General features: G+C 38.6%; 11 protein-coding genes. 7 read left to right on the plus strand and 4 right to left on the minus strand.

Annotation, left to right across the window (positions count from 1 at the left end; translation table 11 throughout):
- Nucleotides 1–75 precede the first annotated feature (75 nt).
- Nucleotides 76–1,284: an IS256-like element ISAba26 family transposase gene (locus MKL35_RS08845; protein WP_000343018.1), complete on the plus strand. Its 1,209-nt coding sequence runs from the start codon at nt 76–78 to the stop codon at nt 1,282–1,284.
- Nucleotides 1,285–1,401: 117 nt separating this feature from the next.
- Here MKL35_RS08845 and MKL35_RS08850 read toward each other — a convergent pair whose 3' ends face one another.
- From MKL35_RS08850 to MKL35_RS08865, 4 genes are read right to left on the minus strand one after another with little or no spacing between them, the layout of a single operon-like run.
- Nucleotides 1,402–3,117, minus strand: coding sequence for a proline--tRNA ligase (locus MKL35_RS08850; protein ID WP_004712081.1), 1,716 nt, complete (start codon nt 3,115–3,117; stop codon nt 1,402–1,404).
- Between the two features lie 59 nt (nt 3,118–3,176).
- Complete coding sequence (locus tag MKL35_RS08855; RefSeq protein WP_032010077.1) at nt 3,177–6,275, minus strand: efflux RND transporter permease subunit; 3,099 nt, start codon at nt 6,273–6,275, stop codon at nt 3,177–3,179.
- Between the two features lie 15 nt (nt 6,276–6,290).
- A complete protein-coding gene (locus MKL35_RS08860; protein ID WP_032010078.1) occupies nt 6,291–7,409 on the minus strand; it encodes an efflux RND transporter periplasmic adaptor subunit in 1,119 nt (372 codons plus the stop codon).
- A 59-nt stretch (nt 7,410–7,468) separates the two neighbouring features.
- Nucleotides 7,469–8,107, minus strand: coding sequence for a hypothetical protein (locus tag MKL35_RS08865; protein ID WP_032010079.1), 639 nt, complete (start codon nt 8,105–8,107; stop codon nt 7,469–7,471).
- A gap of 282 nt (nt 8,108–8,389) precedes the next feature.
- Between MKL35_RS08865 and pilG the strand changes: the two genes are divergently transcribed.
- The 6 genes from pilG (at nt 8,390) to MKL35_RS08895 (ending at nt 17,019) form a co-directional block, all read left to right on the plus strand.
- On the plus strand, nt 8,390–8,773 hold the full coding sequence (gene pilG / locus MKL35_RS08870) for a twitching motility response regulator PilG (RefSeq protein ID WP_000389061.1): 384 nt from the start codon (nt 8,390–8,392) through the stop codon (nt 8,771–8,773).
- Between the two features lie 26 nt (nt 8,774–8,799).
- The gene (locus MKL35_RS08875) at nt 8,800–9,162 is read left to right on the plus strand and encodes a response regulator (RefSeq protein ID WP_002051151.1); all 363 of its coding nucleotides are present in this window, start codon (nt 8,800–8,802) and stop codon (nt 9,160–9,162) included.
- Nucleotides 9,163–9,219: 57 nt separating this feature from the next.
- Nucleotides 9,220–9,756 (plus strand): chemotaxis protein CheW, encoded by a 537-nt coding sequence (locus tag MKL35_RS08880; RefSeq protein WP_002051357.1) that lies wholly within the window; start codon nt 9,220–9,222, stop codon nt 9,754–9,756.
- Nucleotides 9,757–9,802: 46 nt separating this feature from the next.
- Complete coding sequence (locus MKL35_RS08885; protein ID WP_004885376.1) at nt 9,803–11,884, plus strand: methyl-accepting chemotaxis protein; 2,082 nt, start codon at nt 9,803–9,805, stop codon at nt 11,882–11,884.
- A gap of 147 nt (nt 11,885–12,031) precedes the next feature.
- The gene (locus MKL35_RS08890) at nt 12,032–16,555 is read left to right on the plus strand and encodes a hybrid sensor histidine kinase/response regulator (RefSeq protein WP_032010080.1); all 4,524 of its coding nucleotides are present in this window, start codon (nt 12,032–12,034) and stop codon (nt 16,553–16,555) included.
- Complete coding sequence (locus tag MKL35_RS08895) at nt 16,552–17,019, plus strand: hypothetical protein (protein WP_002051358.1); 468 nt, start codon at nt 16,552–16,554, stop codon at nt 17,017–17,019. Before MKL35_RS08890 ends, MKL35_RS08895 begins: the two co-directional genes overlap by 4 nt.
- Nucleotides 17,020–17,266: the final 247 nt, after the last annotated feature.

A 17,266-nucleotide genomic window follows, 5' to 3' on the forward strand; every position in this document is an offset into this window, starting at 1 on the left:
GGGACTGTTCTAAATTTTGTGTAAGTACTTAATTTTCATTTATCCTTCAGAGGATAATTACAAAAGGTACTTCACATGGATGAAGCAACAATCAAAAGTATGGCTGCCGAATTGGCTAAAGGTCTAAAAACACCAGAAGACTTAAACCAAATGACAGCAGTCTTTAAAAAATTCATGATTGAAACTGCACTCAATACTGAACTTTCAGACCATCTCGGTTATGAAAAGCATCAGCCCAAGAAAGGCTCAAATAGCCGTAATGGGTTTAGTTCTAAAACCATTACAACTCAAGATGGACAACTGGCTTTAGATATTCCCCGTGATCGAGAAGGTTCATTTGAGCCACAAATTATAAAAAAGCACCAAACACGCATCACCAGTATGGATGACCAAATCCTCTCACTGTATGCAAAAGGAATGACTAATAGGGAAATTGTAGCCTTCTTCAAAGAAATGTACGATGCCGATGTGTCAGCATCTCTCATCAGCAAAGTTACCGATGCTGTGATTGAGCAAGTGACTGAGTGGCAAAATAGAGCCTTAGATAGCCTTTATCCTGTTGTCTATCTTGACTGTATTGTTGTCAAAGTCCGTCAGCACTCCAATGTGATTAACAAGTCCGTATACCTTGCTTTAGGCATCAATATGGATGGGCAAAAAGAATTACTGGGTATGTGGATTGCTCAGACAGAAGGTGCCAAATTCTGGCTGTCAGTCATGACAGAGCTAAAAAATCGAGGAGTACAGGACATTCTTGTTGCCTGTGTAGATGGATTAAAAGGCTTCCCTGACGCGATAGCCTCTGTTTACCCTCATACTGATATTCAACTGTGTATCGTGCATGTTGTACGCAATAGCCTGAGATTTGTAAGCTGGAAAGACTACAAAGCTGTTACGTCGGGTCTGAAAGCGATTTATCAGGCAAGTACAGAGGAAAATGCTTTAAAATCCCTAGACATCTTCTGTGATCAATGGAATCACCAGTATCCCAAAATTGGAGAATCCTGGCGGGCCAATTGGGAAAATATCCGAACGATCTTTAGCTATCCAGCCGAAATACGTCATGCAATTTATACAACAAATGCGATTGAGTCGTTGAATAGCGTAATACGCCATTCAACGAAGAAAAGGAAAATCTTTTCATCTGATGACTCAGTAAAGAAGGTCATTTACTTAGCAACATCAAATGCTGCGAAGAAATGGACGATGCCAATTCAAAATTGGCGTTTAGCAATGAATTGGTTTACGATTCAGTTCGATGATCGATTAAAAGATCATTTATAAAAAATGGAACTTACACAAAATAATTTACAGGCTCGCATTAAAGACTTAACGGTTTAGGCGTAAAATTAAATGTAAAAAAAGCAGCTTCTAAAAGCTGCTTTTTTATTTATGTCTTTATTAACGCGCTAACTTAGCTAAAAGTTCTTCTTTAGTTAAATTGCTCGCTTCAGCATCGCGGCGGCCTTTATATTCAAATGTACCAGCATCAAGACCTTTCTCACCAATTACGATACGGTGTGGAATGCCCATTAACTCAAGGTCAGAGAATTTAACACCTGGACGTTCATTACGGTCATCAAGTAATACATCAAAACCTTGAGCTTGTAATTCAGCATAAAGTGCTTCAGCTGCTTCAAGAGTGCGAGGTGATTTGTGTGCATTCATTGGAACAATTGCGATTTCAAAAGGAGCAATTGCTTGTGGCCAAATAATCCCTTTGTCATCGTAGTTTTGCTCAATTGCAGCTGCAACTACGCGCGTTACACCAATACCGTAACAACCCATTGTTACTGTAAATGGTTTGCCATCTTCACCTAAAACTTTACAGCCTAATGCTTCAGAGTATTTAGTACCAAGTTGGAAAATATGACCCACTTCAATACCGCGTTTAATTTGTAGTGTGCCTTTACCATCTGGAGATGGATCGCCTTCAACCACATTACGCAAATCAAAGATTTCAGTAATTTGTGCATCACGTTCCCAGTTTACGCCTACAGCGTGTTTATCAGCTTCATTTGCACCAGCAACAAAGTCAGAAAGAACAGATGCAGCACGGTCAACAATTACAGTGATACCTTTTTCAACCAAACCTTGTGGACCTGTAAAGCCAGCAGTTAAGCCAAATGCTTGAAGTTGCTCTTCTGTTGCAAATGTAAGAGGAGCGGCAACTAAAGGATGTTTCTCAGCTTTAATTTCATTGAGTTCGTGATCGCCACGTAAGAATAGGGCAACCACAGGTACATTACCTTTTTCGTCTGCAATACCTTGAACCAATAACGCTTTTACTGATTGTTTAGGATCAGCATTTAAGAACTGGCATACATCAGCAATTGTTTTTTGGTTTGGTGTTTCAACCAACTTAAATTCTTGTGCAGGCGCTGCGCGTTCACCTACTAAAACAGCCTCAGCCATTTCAACGTTCGCTGCATAATCAGATTCAGTTGAAAATGCGATGTCATCTTCACCACTTGAAGCCAATACGTGGAACTCATGTGAAGCTGAACCACCAATTGAGCCTGTGTCAGCTTGAACTGGGCGGAAGTCTAAACCTAAGCGAGTAAAAATACGGCTATAAGTGTCGTACATTACATCATAGGTTTCTTGTAATGATTCTTGAGTTGCATGGAAAGAATATGCATCTTTCATAATGAACTCGCGTGAACGCATTACACCAAAACGTGGACGAATTTCATCACGGAATTTGGTTTGAATTTGATAGAAATTTACAGGAAGTTGTTTATAACTTTTTAGCTCGTTACGTGCTAAATCGGTAATTACTTCTTCATGTGTAGGACCAAGCACAAACGGGTTGTCGTGACGATCTTTGAAGCGTAATAATTCAGGGCCGTATTGTTCATAACGACCTGATTCTTCCCACAAGCTTGCGGGTTGAGTCACGGGCATGAACACTTCCATAGCACCTGAACGATTCATTTCTTCACGAACAATCGCATCAACTTTTTTAAGCACACGTGTTCCCATCGGCAGCCATGTATATAAACCAGATGCCAATTTACGAATCATCCCCGCACGTAACATAAGCTGATGTGAAATCACTTCAGCATCGTTTGGGGTTTCTCTCAACGTTGCAAATAAAAAGCGGCTTGCGCGCATGGAAAAAGTCCTAAAAAGTTAAGCGTTATAAAAACGCAGATTATACGATAGTTGCTGCATTATGACATGAATCGTCGAGTTTGACGCAGCATAAAGTTTTTCAAGTCATCCAGATAAGTGAAAATGACGGGTACTACTACAAGAGTCAATAAGGTAGAGGTGATTACACCACCAATAACAGCATGGGCCATCGGCGCACTTTGCTCTCCGCCTTCGCCCAAGCCTAAAGCTAATGGAACCATACCCATGACCATAGCACTAGTAGTCATTAAAATAGGGCGTAAACGGGTTTTACCCGCTTGTAAAATAGCATCATAACGACTTTCCCCATGTTCCATGGCCTTTTTAATAAAGTCGATAAGTAAAATCGCGTTTTTGGTTACTAGCCCCATGAGCATAATAATGCCAATAATTGAAAATAGGTTTAGGGTACTTCTGAACAAGAACAGTGCAAGGAACACCCCAATCAATGACAGGGGCAGAGATGCCATAATCGCAGCTGGATGAATAAAACTATTAAACTGAGAACCCAAAACAATATAAATAAATACAATGGAAAGCGTAATAGCAGTTAATGCATAACCCGCAGACTCGGCCATATCTGCATTGGCACCTTGGGTATTGAAGGTATAACCGGCAGGCAACTTAAATGCTTTTTGCATTTTATCGATGTCTTTACCGATATCCCCACTTGGGCGTCCTGACGTATTGGCTTGGATGAGTACTTCGCGCTCAAGATCACGTCGGTTAATTTGTGACGCACCGAATTTTTGCTCGGTTGTTGCTACTGCACTCAATGGAACTAATATCGGTTGTCCATTTGCACCAGTTTTGTTTGAGTTGAGATATAGGTTTTGCACGTCTTGCGGAAGCATACGTTTGTTTTCATTTAAACGGATATTTACATCATAAGTTTCGCCGTCACGGTCTTCCCACGTTGTGACATTATCGCCCGCAATGAGTGGTCGAATCGCATTTGCAACTTGGGAAACAGACAACCCTAAGTCACTTGCCAGTACACGATTAATATGAACACCTAAAGTTGGTTTCGGTTCTTTTAACGAGCTTTCTAAATCGACCACACCTTTAATTTTACCCATTTCAGTCATAAATCGATTTGAAATTTTTTGAAGTTCATTCAGGTCAGTTCCTTTAATCGAAATCATGATTGGCTTTTGACCACCAGACACTGAATCTTGAGCCGCAGCAACGGAGGTAACACGAATACCCGCTACGGTTTGCAAACGATCACGGAATTCATTATTGAGCGTTGTTAAATCTGAACTACGCTGTTGTTTTGGTTTTAAAGTCACTCCTAAACCAGCGTGGTTTTTACCAGAGTCTATTGTGCTATTTACAACCCCGTAGGTAGATACCACATCGGGAAATTGCCTAATAATTTGATCGACTTGATGTAACTTGGCTTGAGTATATTCTAAAGAGGCATCGACAGGCGTCTCGAACTGAATACGGATTTCACCTTTATCTGGAACTGGTACAAATTCGGTTCCAATCAATTTAGATAAACCTAAGGCCGCAACCAGTGAAGCAATCGCAATAATGACTGTAATAAAACGAAAGCGCAGAGCAAGTTTCAACAGCTTTTCATAAATATGGGTAAGGCCATCTAGTAATTTAGAAATGTGATTAAAGAAACGTTGTAGTCGACTTTCTTTTTTCTTTACCGGGTCTTTCCAATGTGCTGAAAGCATTGGGTCGAGTGTAAAACTGATAAACATAGAAATAAGAACAGCTGTACTTACAGTTACCCCAAACTGGTAGAAGAAACGCCCAATTAACCCCCCCATGAAAGCAACAGGTAAAAATACCGCCACAATGGTAAGTGTAGTTGCGAGTACTGCTAACCCAATTTCTTTGGTCCCATCTAAAGCGGCGGTGACATGGTCTTTGCCAAGCTCTGTATGCCTAACAATGTTTTCTCGAACTACAATCGCGTCATCAATTAATAGGCCAATACTGAGTGATAGAGCTAACAGCGTCATCATGTTAATACTAAATCCAAAAGCCCAGATGAACGTTAATGTTCCAAGCAGGGTAATGGGTAAAGTTAAACCTGTAATGACGGTAGATCGGAAAGAACCTAAAAAGAGTAAAACAATTAAAACTGCTAAACCTGCTCCTTCAAGAATGGTACGTACTACATCTTTAATTGAAGCGCGAATACCTTTGGAGCTGTCTGCGACGACTTTATAGTTTAATCCAGCAGGCATTTGAGCTTTTAGCTTCTCTAAGGTTTGGTAAGTCTTATCGACAACTTGAATTACATTGGCATCTGAACTTTTTAAAATATCGATGGAGACTGCGGTTCTTCCATTATAAAAAGCACTGGATTGCAGTTCGGCTTGAGTGTCTTCAACGGTTGCCACTTGTTTTAGAAAAATAGGGGAGCCATTTTTATTAGCAATGACCAAGTCACCAAAACCAAAAGGATGAATAACTTTTGATTGAATCTGTACCACTAGTTCAGAATTCTTTTGCTGTAAAGTTCCTGCAGGTACTTCTATATTTTCATTTTTTAGTGTGTTAATGACCTGATCAATGCCAATACCATAGCTTTGTAATTGTTCAGGATGAACTTTTATACGAATTTGACGTTTCGCATCACCTAGTAAATTGACATTACCTACACCAGAAACGGTTTTAAGTTGCGGCACAATTTTTTTGTCTACATAAGAACTTAATTGAGCCAAGCTCATCGTATTCGACTCAAACACCACCGACATAATCGGGCTAGATGAAGGATCGTAGCGTTGCACAATCGGCGTATCAATTTCATCACGAAATTGAGCGATAACCGGAGCAATTTTGTCGCGAACATCTTGAGCAGCAATTGCTGAAGAGGTGTCTAGATTAAACTCGGCAATCACCATCGATGACCCTTCACTTGAACGTGAAGTAATTTGTTTAATGCCTGAAATTGTATTGATTTGATCTTCGAGTTTTTTTGTAATATCAGACTCAACTGCTTCAGGTGAAGCACCAGCATATTGCGTGGTAACCACTACAAATGGGAAATCTACATTAGGAAACTCTTCAACGGTCATGCGCTTCCAAGAGGCTAACCCGAGTACCATTAAGCACAGCATCATCATAATGGTAAAAACGGGATACTTCACACTGATTCGGGTAAACCACATAAGCTATTTGCTACCTTATTTATTTTTTTCGGCTGTAAGCGTCACTTTTTTATTGATATCGGAATCGTCAAACTGGATACGACTTACCTGATCTGTGCTTTGTAGACCTTGTACCAAAGCAATATTTTCGTTGTAACGCTGCTCAACTACCCGAATTTTGACCTTTTGAATGGTTTGATTGCGTATCACCCATACGAAAGGACCTTGTTGCAGGTTTTGAATACTATCTAAAGGAATAGTTTGTCCTTGATTGTGATCACTTTGCAAAATAATGCCATTAATAAAAGCGCCGATACTGAGTGAATCAATTGCTTCTTTAGGGCTCGCAAAGAATTCAATTTGTCGACTATCTTGGTCTGCTACAGGTGAGACCCGAGTCAGTATGGCATGTAATTGTTTTGAATTACCCTGAATCTGATATTGAATAGAGCTGCCGACTTTTAGTGCAGATTGTTGCTCAATAGGCAACTTTGCCTGTATTTCTAATTGATCAGGATTAACGATTTCAAAGAGCGTTTGTCCAACCGATACAGTTTGTCCCGGTTCAACTTGTCGTTTAGTAATGACACCTGAAATCGGGCTAGTAATAATACCATCTCGATCAGCCTTTTTAGCAATATCAACATTGGCTTGCTGAGCTCTAACACTTTCAAGTTGACTCTTATAATCTACCTGACTCTGTTCAAACTCTACACGGGCAATAAAGCCTTGATTAAGTAGTCTTTGTTTTCGATTCATCAAATTACGTGCAAGCTCTGCTTGTGCCTGAGCTGAAGCAAGATTTGCTTTAGCCTGAGCTAAACGTGCAGCATTATCTTGATTGTTTAATCTGACTAAAACTTGGCCTTTTTGTACTTTTTGTCCCACATTTGCATTAACAGATGTTGCTGTCGCACTGACTTGAGCTTGAATAGAGCTTTGTTGTACCGCACGAATAGTTCCTGTAAAGGCAGTCTGAGCAGCAAGCGAACCTTCTTTTACAGTAATTAAATCTTGAGGAATCAGTTCAATTTTTTTTGGTTCAGATGCTGTGGTTTTTGGTGCTTCTTGCTGATGACATGCAGCTAAAATCAAACTCAGGCTAATTAAGCTTAATTTAAAAAAAGTAGAAGGGGTAAGATGCGTTGTGCGCATACAGCATCATCCTGTAATTCAAATTTTATTTTGCCCTTATTCTTGATAAAGCTGTGCGCTTATTCAAGCTTTTTTAAACGTTCGATAATATTTTCATAGTCTTTATTGGTGCGATTATAGTTTTTTGAAAGTATTTCAAGTGTTTGTTTAACCTTATTAATATTCATCAGATTGTTTTCAATTAGGGTTTTATGCCTTTCAGGAACCTTTTCACCTTTACGAAAATATTCCATTTCCTGACGTTTAAATAAAATTTTGTCTTGTTGTAATTGGCTCAGTTGTTCCTGTTGATAATTCATTTGTTTTTTGATTGCCAATAAAGCTTGGTCTCTTTTAATCAACGCAGTTTTACTATTGCTATATGCTTTTTTTAACTTGTTATCTTCTTCCCTATATCGAGCAGATAATGCACGTTGTGAAGATTGATTTAGATCAGCTTCAGAATTATAGGGATGATTTCTTTTAATGACCTGCATATTTTGGTCAAGTGCCTCATATCCATAGCGAATATGAGCGGGGGTTACAGATGTACTAATATTAGCAATGCCATGCTGGTCGTAATAGCGATACCAAACAGCTTTAGGAGCACTATTTGCAGCTAAAGTTGGGGATGAGAAAAACAGGGCTCCGCAAGAAGCAATGCTTATAAAAACAGACAAGCAGGTCCTATAAAAGGCATATTTCATCCGCTTATTCATAAAATTCCCCAAAAAAGAAAGCTAAACCGCTTATTTTTAAATAATTAATCTTAAATATATTAGTTATTATTTAACTGAATAAAAATATCGACATTCTAAAAAAAATGATAATTTTTTCGAAAGTGTGATGAGGTTAAAAGTTATTGTTTATAAATGAGAAAGTAGACAAAAACCTTTCATTGAAAATAGAAGTATAGATATGTTAAAAATGCGTATAAATCTGTAAAAACAAATTTAAGTTAAATTGCATTTATATTTTATGTTATGGGGATGGAAGATTAAATGGAAGATGCGTTCCAAAATCTGAAAGTAATGGTTATTGATGACTCAAAAACTATTCGCCGTACAGCAGAAACATTATTGCAACGTGAAGGTTGTGAAGTGATTACTGCTGTCGATGGATTTGAAGCTTTATCTAAAATTGCTGAAGCGAATCCGGATATCGTTTTTGTAGATATCATGATGCCTCGTTTAGACGGTTATCAAACTTGTGCTCTGATTAAGAACTCTCAAAATTATCAGAACATTCCCGTTATCATGCTCTCTAGTAAAGATGGTCTATTTGATCAGGCAAAAGGGCGTGTGGTAGGTTCAGATGAATACTTGACGAAACCATTTAGCAAAGATGAATTGTTAAATGCGATTCGTAATCATGTAAGTTCATAATTAAGTAATTTAAGGGCAAAGAAGAAATGGCACGTATTCTTATTGTTGATGACTCACCAACAGAAACTTATCGTTTTAGAGAAATTCTAACTAAGCACGGTTACGATGTAATTGAAGCATCTAATGGTGCAGATGGTGTAACTTTGGCAAAAGCAGAACAGCCTGACTTAGTGTTAATGGATGTTGTAATGCCAGGTGTAAATGGCTTTCAGGCAACACGCCAGATTACCCGTGATGAAGACACTAAGCATATTCCAGTTGTTATTGTAAGTACTAAAGATCAGGCAACTGACCGAGTATGGGGTAAACGTCAGGGTGCTCTCGATTACTTGATTAAGCCTATTGAAGAAAAGCAACTGATCGATGTAATTAAACAATTTCTAAATTAACTCATCCATCCATAAAAACATAAATGGCGGGTCTACACCCGTCTTATAGGATCGAGTATGGCCGCGAACGGATTTATTGAGTTACTTCGTTTGTCTAAACGGGGTAACAAGAATTACGCTTCAGTCCAAAATGAAGCAGAGCGATGGTCAGGAATTGCTTTTGAAATGAGAGGGCAATACTTCGTCGCACCACTTGGGGAAGTGTCAGAGGTTATCTATCCACCAAAATATACACCTGTTCCAAATACCCAAAGTTGGGTGAAGGGACTGGCAAATATTCGGGGAAGATTACTTTCAGTTTCTGACTTGGCACATTTTATTTCAGGGCAACGAAGTTCATTTTCGGCTGCCCAAAAAGTGTTATGTATTAGCCATCACGACCAATATGTGGGATTGGTTGTTGATCAGGTCTTGGGGATTCAACACTTTAATAAGAAAAGCTTTTTTTCTCAAAGTTCAAACTTGGAGGAAAATTTAAAAGAATATTGCCAAGGGTATTTTCACCAACACAATCAGCATTGGCATGTTTTTTTATTTAGTCGATTATTGCAAAACCCACATTACATGAATGCATCGACAAAATTTATAAACTAATTTTTATGCTGTTAATACACAGTGTATTTTTCTGGGGAGAAGCTGTATGGGCTTTAAACTTAAAAAGAAAAGTGGCAATCGTAGTGTAAACGAAAAATCGAGTGTCAACTTTATTGCGAAAATTCAGTCACAAATTGAGCAATACGCCAGTTTATTTGGGGAAAGTAAAAAGTCCAAGCCTATCCTTTATGTAGCGTTGTTATGTTTAGTATTAGCTTCAACTTCGCTTGCTTACTTGTTTTATAGTGTACCTCGACATAACGAATTAACACGTAGTATGGGTGAGTTACGTTTACTGTCACAAACCATTTCTAGACAGGCTACAGAAGCGACCGCTTCTGGTTCACCTCAAGCCATGAAAGACTTGGTTGAATCGCGTCAAACTTTTGCCAAAAATATAAAAAATGTCGAAAATATTTATGGTACATCTTCAAAAGAATATAAAAAAGTAGCGACTCTGTGGAAATCTTTGTCTTATGACATTGACTTAATCTCATCACAACAGGACGTAATTAACCAGTTATATAATATGAATATCTCGATTAGTGATTCTATTCCTGAGATTCAAGCTGAATATAACTTGATGGTTGATAAGATGGTCCGCGAAAAAGTATCAAGTAATCAGGTCGTAATTGCTAAAAACCAAGTATTTATTGCGGAACGTATTTTACGATCTATTAACTCGGTTTTCGTTGGTACAGAGAACTCTGAAAACTCAGCGCATGACTTTAGTGTTGATATTGAGACTTTTGGTGTGTACTTAGATGCACAGCTAAATGGAAATGCGGAGTTGGGGGTAGCTAAAGTTGAATCTCCTGAAGTGCGTGAATCTTTGGAAGGTATCAAAACTGAATATGATAAAGTTTTAAAATCTGCTGCAACTTCTGTCCTCAAGCATACAAACCAGATCGTAAACGTACGTCAATCATCAAGTGAGATCTTCTCTCAATCTGATGCAATGTTAACTGCTTTAGGTGATCTTTCAGAGCAAACCCAATATGGCTGGAAGGCTTTTGCGTTAGTTGCTGTACTGACATTATCACTTCTTGGCTTAATTACTTCTGTTTTAAAGCTTTTATCACTTCGTAGTAAAGCAGATAAACAACGTGTAGCTACATTACAAGAAGAATATGATCGTAACCAGAATGCGATTTTACGTTTACTTGATGAAATTGCCGATCTTGCAGATGGTGACTTACGTTCATATGCAACGGTATCTGAAGACTTTACTGGTGCGATTGCCGACTCGATTAACTTTGCGATTGACCAGTTACGTGACTTAGTATCACGAATCCATGAAACTTCTCAGGAAGTTGCACGTTATACGCAAGATACTCAAAATATTACTAACCAGTTAGCAGAGGCATCTGAGCACCAAGCACAAGAAATTGCCGGTGCATCAACTGCAATGAACGAAATGGCATTGTCGATTGACCAAGTATCTGCCAACGCCTCTGAATCTGCTCAAGTAGCACAACGTTCGGTATATATTGCATCTAATGGTGCACAAGTTGTAAACCGTTCTATTGAGGGTATGGATACCATTCGTGAACAGATTCAGGAAACCTCGAAACGTATTAAGCGTTTGGGTGAGTCTTCACAAGAAATTGGTAACATCGTATCGCTCATTAACGATATTGCAGACCAAACAAACATTCTAGCCTTAAATGCAGCAATTCAAGCATCTATGGCCGGTGAAGCAGGTCGTGGTTTTGCCGTGGTTGCTGACGAAGTCCAACGTCTTGCAGAACGTTCAGCTTCGGCAACTAAACAGATTGAAACGCTTGTTAAAACGATTCAAACGGATACCAACGAAGCCGTTATTTCAATGGAACAAACGACAACAGAGGTTGTACGTGGTGCTAACTTAGCGAAAGATGCGGGTATTGCACTTGATGAAATTCAAAAAGTATCGGGTGACTTGGCAAACTTAATTGCGAGCATTTCTGATGCAGCAAAACTTCAATCAGCTTCTGCGAGTCACATTGCTGCAACCATGACTGTTGTACAAGAAATTACTTCACAAACAACAACGGCAACCTTCGATACTGCTCGTTCTGTATCTGAATTGGCGAATATGTCGGAGTCATTACGTGAGTCAGTAACGGACTTTAAATTACCTGACTAAATTGGGGGATGAGAATAGCTATTCTCATAATAGCTATTCTTTTAAAAGTATGAGCAGCGCCAGACAAATATTGGGGAAATAGCTATTTTTCTGGTGTTGACTCTGTAGTTTTCCCCATTCAGGGGGTAAGCAAAAGAAGCCTTTGCTATGAAAGAAATATTAAAAACTTTAACTGAAGCAATGACGCTACCTGAAGATAGCTATTCTGAACAAGATGCTGAGTTTCTTGAAATCTTCGTTGAAGAAATTGAAGAAATTTTTGTTGATTTGCAACCATTATTAAATGAATGGATGCAGTCTGAGAATACTGCTACGCTCACTGAAATTCGCCGCCATTTCCACACTTTAAAAGGTTCTGGAAGAATGATCGGTGCTAAATCTTCAGCTGAGCTTGCTTGGACAGTTGAAGACACGCTTAATCGCGTAATCAATCAAACCCTTAAATTGACTCCAGCAATCCAGAGCTATGTTCAATTAGTATTTAAGTTCTATTTTCTTAAATTAGTAGATAACTTTAAGCAAAAAAGAGCACATGCAGTAGATTTTCGACCGCTTATTTTATTAGGCCAACAACTACAACAACAGCAAAGTTTAGAACCTGCTTTAGAAGAGCTTTTACAACTTTCAAATACGCTTACTGCCGAAACAATGACTGGGCTTGAGCTAGACTATATTGAGCAAAACTCATTGGCTGAGCCAATTGTTGAAGATGTAGATACTGAAATTGCAATAAATCTAGATGAAACTTTGACCTTGTTTATGGAAGAGGCAGAGGAGCATTTAACTACAATTCATCAGTTCTTAAATCAAGAGCTGCATCAGTATGATAGTTATAATGCCTTAATACGCGCGCTACATACTTTGCGTGGCAGTTCTGCGATGGCACAGGTCGAAACAATTTTTGAAGCCAGTACCAAAGTTGAGCACTTATTTAAAATACTGTTGCAAGAAGAACTTTCTTCTAACTCAGATGAAATTTTATTATTACAAGAATATCGTGAGTTTATTAGAGATAGCTTAGAGCTTCTATCTAAACATAGTTCAAATGAACAGCTTGAAGCTCGATTGCAGCAGTTTAATCAATCATGGGATGCTTACGTTGAGCAACATGGTGACCGAACAGATCCATTAACACCTTCTCATGGTTTGGTATCACAACTATTGTTGTTAGATGTCTCTGAATTGTTAGATGCAGAATTAGATTTTGAGAAAGGAATTCGTAATGAGTTTCCAGATTATCTTGAACGTCTAAGTGAACAAGCTGATCTACTGTTACAACATACACATTCTCAAGCAATGCTGGGTTTACATGAATATACCAGTCAATTGAAAGAAAGTTATGATGTATTACTTGATAAACCTCTATTATTGCAATCAGACTATATATTTGAAATTTATCAAAAAGCGCATCAACAGCTTATTCAATTGTTCGATGCCTTGGCTGCTGGTCAGCGAGTTGGTATTGTTAAGCAACATCAAAGTATTCTAGAAGAATTAAAACTTTATACCCTACATACTCCGAGCGTACACAATGACCTGTCTCAGCAAGATCCTGCTTCTGTTGAGCCACTACTTAATATCGAACCAGAGCCAGAAGCTGCTGTTACGGTAGAGAATTTATCAGACTCTGCAGACTGGGCAGTATTAAGCCAGAGTGTACAGCAAGATCGCCAATATATTTCCTCTACACAGGTAAATCAAAACTTTGATCCTGACCTTTTAGATATCTTTCTTGAAGAAGCTGATGAGCTACTTGAGGGAATTGATACCGATCTCAATATTTGGGTAGGTGAGCAAGAAAACTTTGCAGCCCTGAATAATCTAATGCGCTATTTGCATACCTTGAAAGGTGGAGCAAATATGGTTCAGGCGACTTATCTTGGTTCGATTACCCATGAATTAGAAAGCATATATGAGCGTTTAATTCAAAAGCAGTTAGTTGCAACTTCACCGTTAATTGATTTTATCCGTTTAGTACAAGATGACTTGGCTGACCGACTGCAAATCATGCGTGAACAACAATTAGATTATGCAGCTCCTTACACAATTAATGCGTTAAAACGAGCAGGTCAAAACTCTAACTTCCAACCTGTACCAATGGTTGAAGTATTTGATAGTGAAAGTGAGATCTTCTCTGAACAAGAGCTGATATCTGAAGTATTAATCGATGAAATACCGGCAGAAATTGAGCCTATTCTTGCAGAATTAGAAGTTCACAATGATCAGCTGGTATTTGATAACGTTGTTACTGAGTTAGCTACGCCAGTTGAAGCAATAACATCCGTTACATCACAAGAGAATGAAGCGGTAGTTGAAGAACAGGATATTACGGCTGTTGTTGAGCAGACATTCCTAGAAGAAGCTGCTGAATTGTTAGAAATGGCTGATGGGCTATTGAAACAATGGTTTGAGCAGCGTACAAACCGTAGTATCTTGCTTCAATTACAAAGAGCTGTGCACAGTTTGAAGGGTGGTGCACGAATGGTCGGTTTAGAAGCCGTCTACGCGATTGCCTATCAACTCGAAAATACATTCGAACAATTTGCGTTGCATCACTTCAACTCGAATATTTATGACCATTTGCTCGAAAGTGCAATTGCATGGCTAAAAGATGCTATTTTCAAGCATAACTATCAGCATTTCGATGGATTACAACAAAGTTTAGAAAATATTCAATTCTTTGAAACGAATATCCAAATTCCGGCTAAGTTAACGAAAACTGATTTGTTTAGCTCAGAACCTGTGATGACTTTCATACAAGGTGATGGTACAGAACCACCACCAATGATGGGCGCATGGGAGCAAACAGAACGTCTGGATCAGAACAATGAAATGATCCGTGTTTCAGCAGACTTGATCGAGAAGATGATTGACTTGTCTGGTGAGAACTCGATTAACCGTTCACGAATTGAAATGGACTTGAGTCAGTTCGGTCATACATTGGTTGAAATGGAATTGGCTATTCAACGACTGGCCGATCAGTTACGACGAATGGAAGGCGAGTTAGAAACACAAATTATTGCTAAACACGGTATTGAGCATTCTCGCTATACCGACTTTGACCCTTTAGAGATGGACCAATATTCATCTTTAAACCAGTTATCGAAATCTCTTGCTGAATCTGCATCGGACTTGGTCGACTTTAAAAATACGTTATCTCACAAGATCAGAGATACAGAAAGTTTACTTTTACAACAGTCGCGTATCCAGGCAGAAATTCAAGAAGGCTTGATGCGAACACGATTGGTTCCATTTTCACGTTTGTTACCGCGTTTGCAGCGGATTGTGCGTCAAACATCTACAGCCTTGAATAGACCTGCTGAGCTTTTCGTAAATAATACCGAAGGTGAGTTAGACCGTAACATTTTAGAACGCTTAGTGACACCACTCGAGCATATGCTCAGAAATGCGATTGACCATGGTCTAGAAGACCGGGCACAGCGCCAAAAGGTGAATAAACCGGAAGCAGGGCGTATTGAACTGAACATTCAGCGTCAAGGAACAGACGTTGTTGTTGTCTTTAGCGATGATGGACAAGGTATTGATGTTGAAAAAGTGCGCCAAAAAGCACTGCTTGCTGGTCTGATCAAGCCAGAACAAGATTTAGAAGAGCAAGATATTCTACAGCTAATTTTCCATCCAGGTTTAAGTACCGCAGAACAGATTACTCAGATTTCTGGACGTGGTGTTGGTCTTGATGTCGTACAGAGCGATATTAAAGCTTTAGGTGGACATGTTAGCGTTGACTCTGTTTATGGTAAGGGAACAACATTTACGATACGTGTACCGACTACTGTAGCTGTAAGTGATGCCTTAATGGTAAAAGTGGCAGATCAGCAATTTGCAATTCCACTTGCTCAAATCGATCGAATTGTTCGAGTTTCGCCAGCTTCTTTAGAGCAGTATTTTGAAAGCCCTAAAGAACTATTTGAATATGAAAATAAGCGATATCCCTTACGTTATCTTTCTGAATTTGTTGGTAATCAACCAATGCCACGACTAAATGGCATGATGTATTCATTACCTGTCTTAATGATTAAAGCCAACAATGGTCAAACTGTGGCGTTACTTGTCGATCAGTTAATTGGTTCTCGAGCTCAAATTGTAGTGAAACCAATTGGTCAACAGTTCTCTAGCATTGGGGCAATTGCAGGCGCCACGATTTTAGGTGATGGACAGGTTTGTTTAATTTTAGACGGGCAAAATATTGCGCGACAAATTCAGTCTACACCGCGTCATAAACAGCTCAATGAAGCAGTATATAGACAACGTGAATCAGACGAGCGCCGTCTCGTTATGATTGTCGATGACTCCGTAACTGTACGTAAGGTAACGTCTCGATTACTTGAACGCCAAGGCTACGATGTTGTTACGGCTAAAGATGGCGTTGATGCCATAGAACAGCTAGAAAATATTAAGCCAGATTTGATGCTGCTTGATATTGAAATGCCACGTATGGATGGTTTCGAAGTACTTAATCTTGTACGACATCATGATATGCATCAATACATGCCAATTATTATGATTACATCCAGAACAGGCGAAAAACATCGTGAACGGGCATTCTCGTTAGGTGTAAGTCAATATATGGGTAAACCGTTCCAAGAAGAAGAGTTACTAGAAAATATTGATGCTTTACTTGTAGCGTTTGAAAGCGAGGTCAAATCATGAAAGGTAGTGTAAATACATCTTTGATCGGTAATATGGACCAACAAGAGCTACAGCATCTTATTACGGTTTCAACTGGTTTTATTGATGCCTATATCATTGAGTGTAATGATGAGGTACCTATGTTGTTGCCGCAAAATATTGTGTTATCCGCCATGGACGTAAAAAATGGCGTAAAACATATTGAGTGGCATGATGTAAAGCTACCTATATACTCAGTCCATAATGCAACTGATCAATATGCTGTAGCACTGGTAATTGAAGGGGAAGATATCAGCCAACGTTTTGCTTTAATGTGTAAAACTATGCCGATCTCTGTTCGTTTACGTATTTCTGAAATTGTTGATGAAATAGATGAATACCAAGAAGCTGAACAGCACCCTACAGTATTTAAATATGTGCGTATGCAAGATCAACGCTACCACATACCTAACCTAGAATATATTGAAAAAACTCTAGGTTTATAAAGAAAAAAGGAACTCAAATGAGTTCCTTTTTTATAAAAATTAAATAAATTTTAAAATATAAAATCATATATTCCAGTATAGAGATAAGCATTCAAAAGAATGCTATATAAAGATTCTCAAAAATAAATTATCTAATTTAATAACCACGAATTATATTTCAGAATTTTCAAATACATATTCATAATTAAAAATAATAAAAAAGCACCCTAAAGAGGATGCTTTTTATATAGATCAATGATCTTTAAGC

The organism is Acinetobacter sp. AOR41_HL (genome assembly GCF_027854645.1).
GTDB lineage: Bacteria > Pseudomonadota > Gammaproteobacteria > Pseudomonadales > Moraxellaceae > Acinetobacter > Acinetobacter nosocomialis.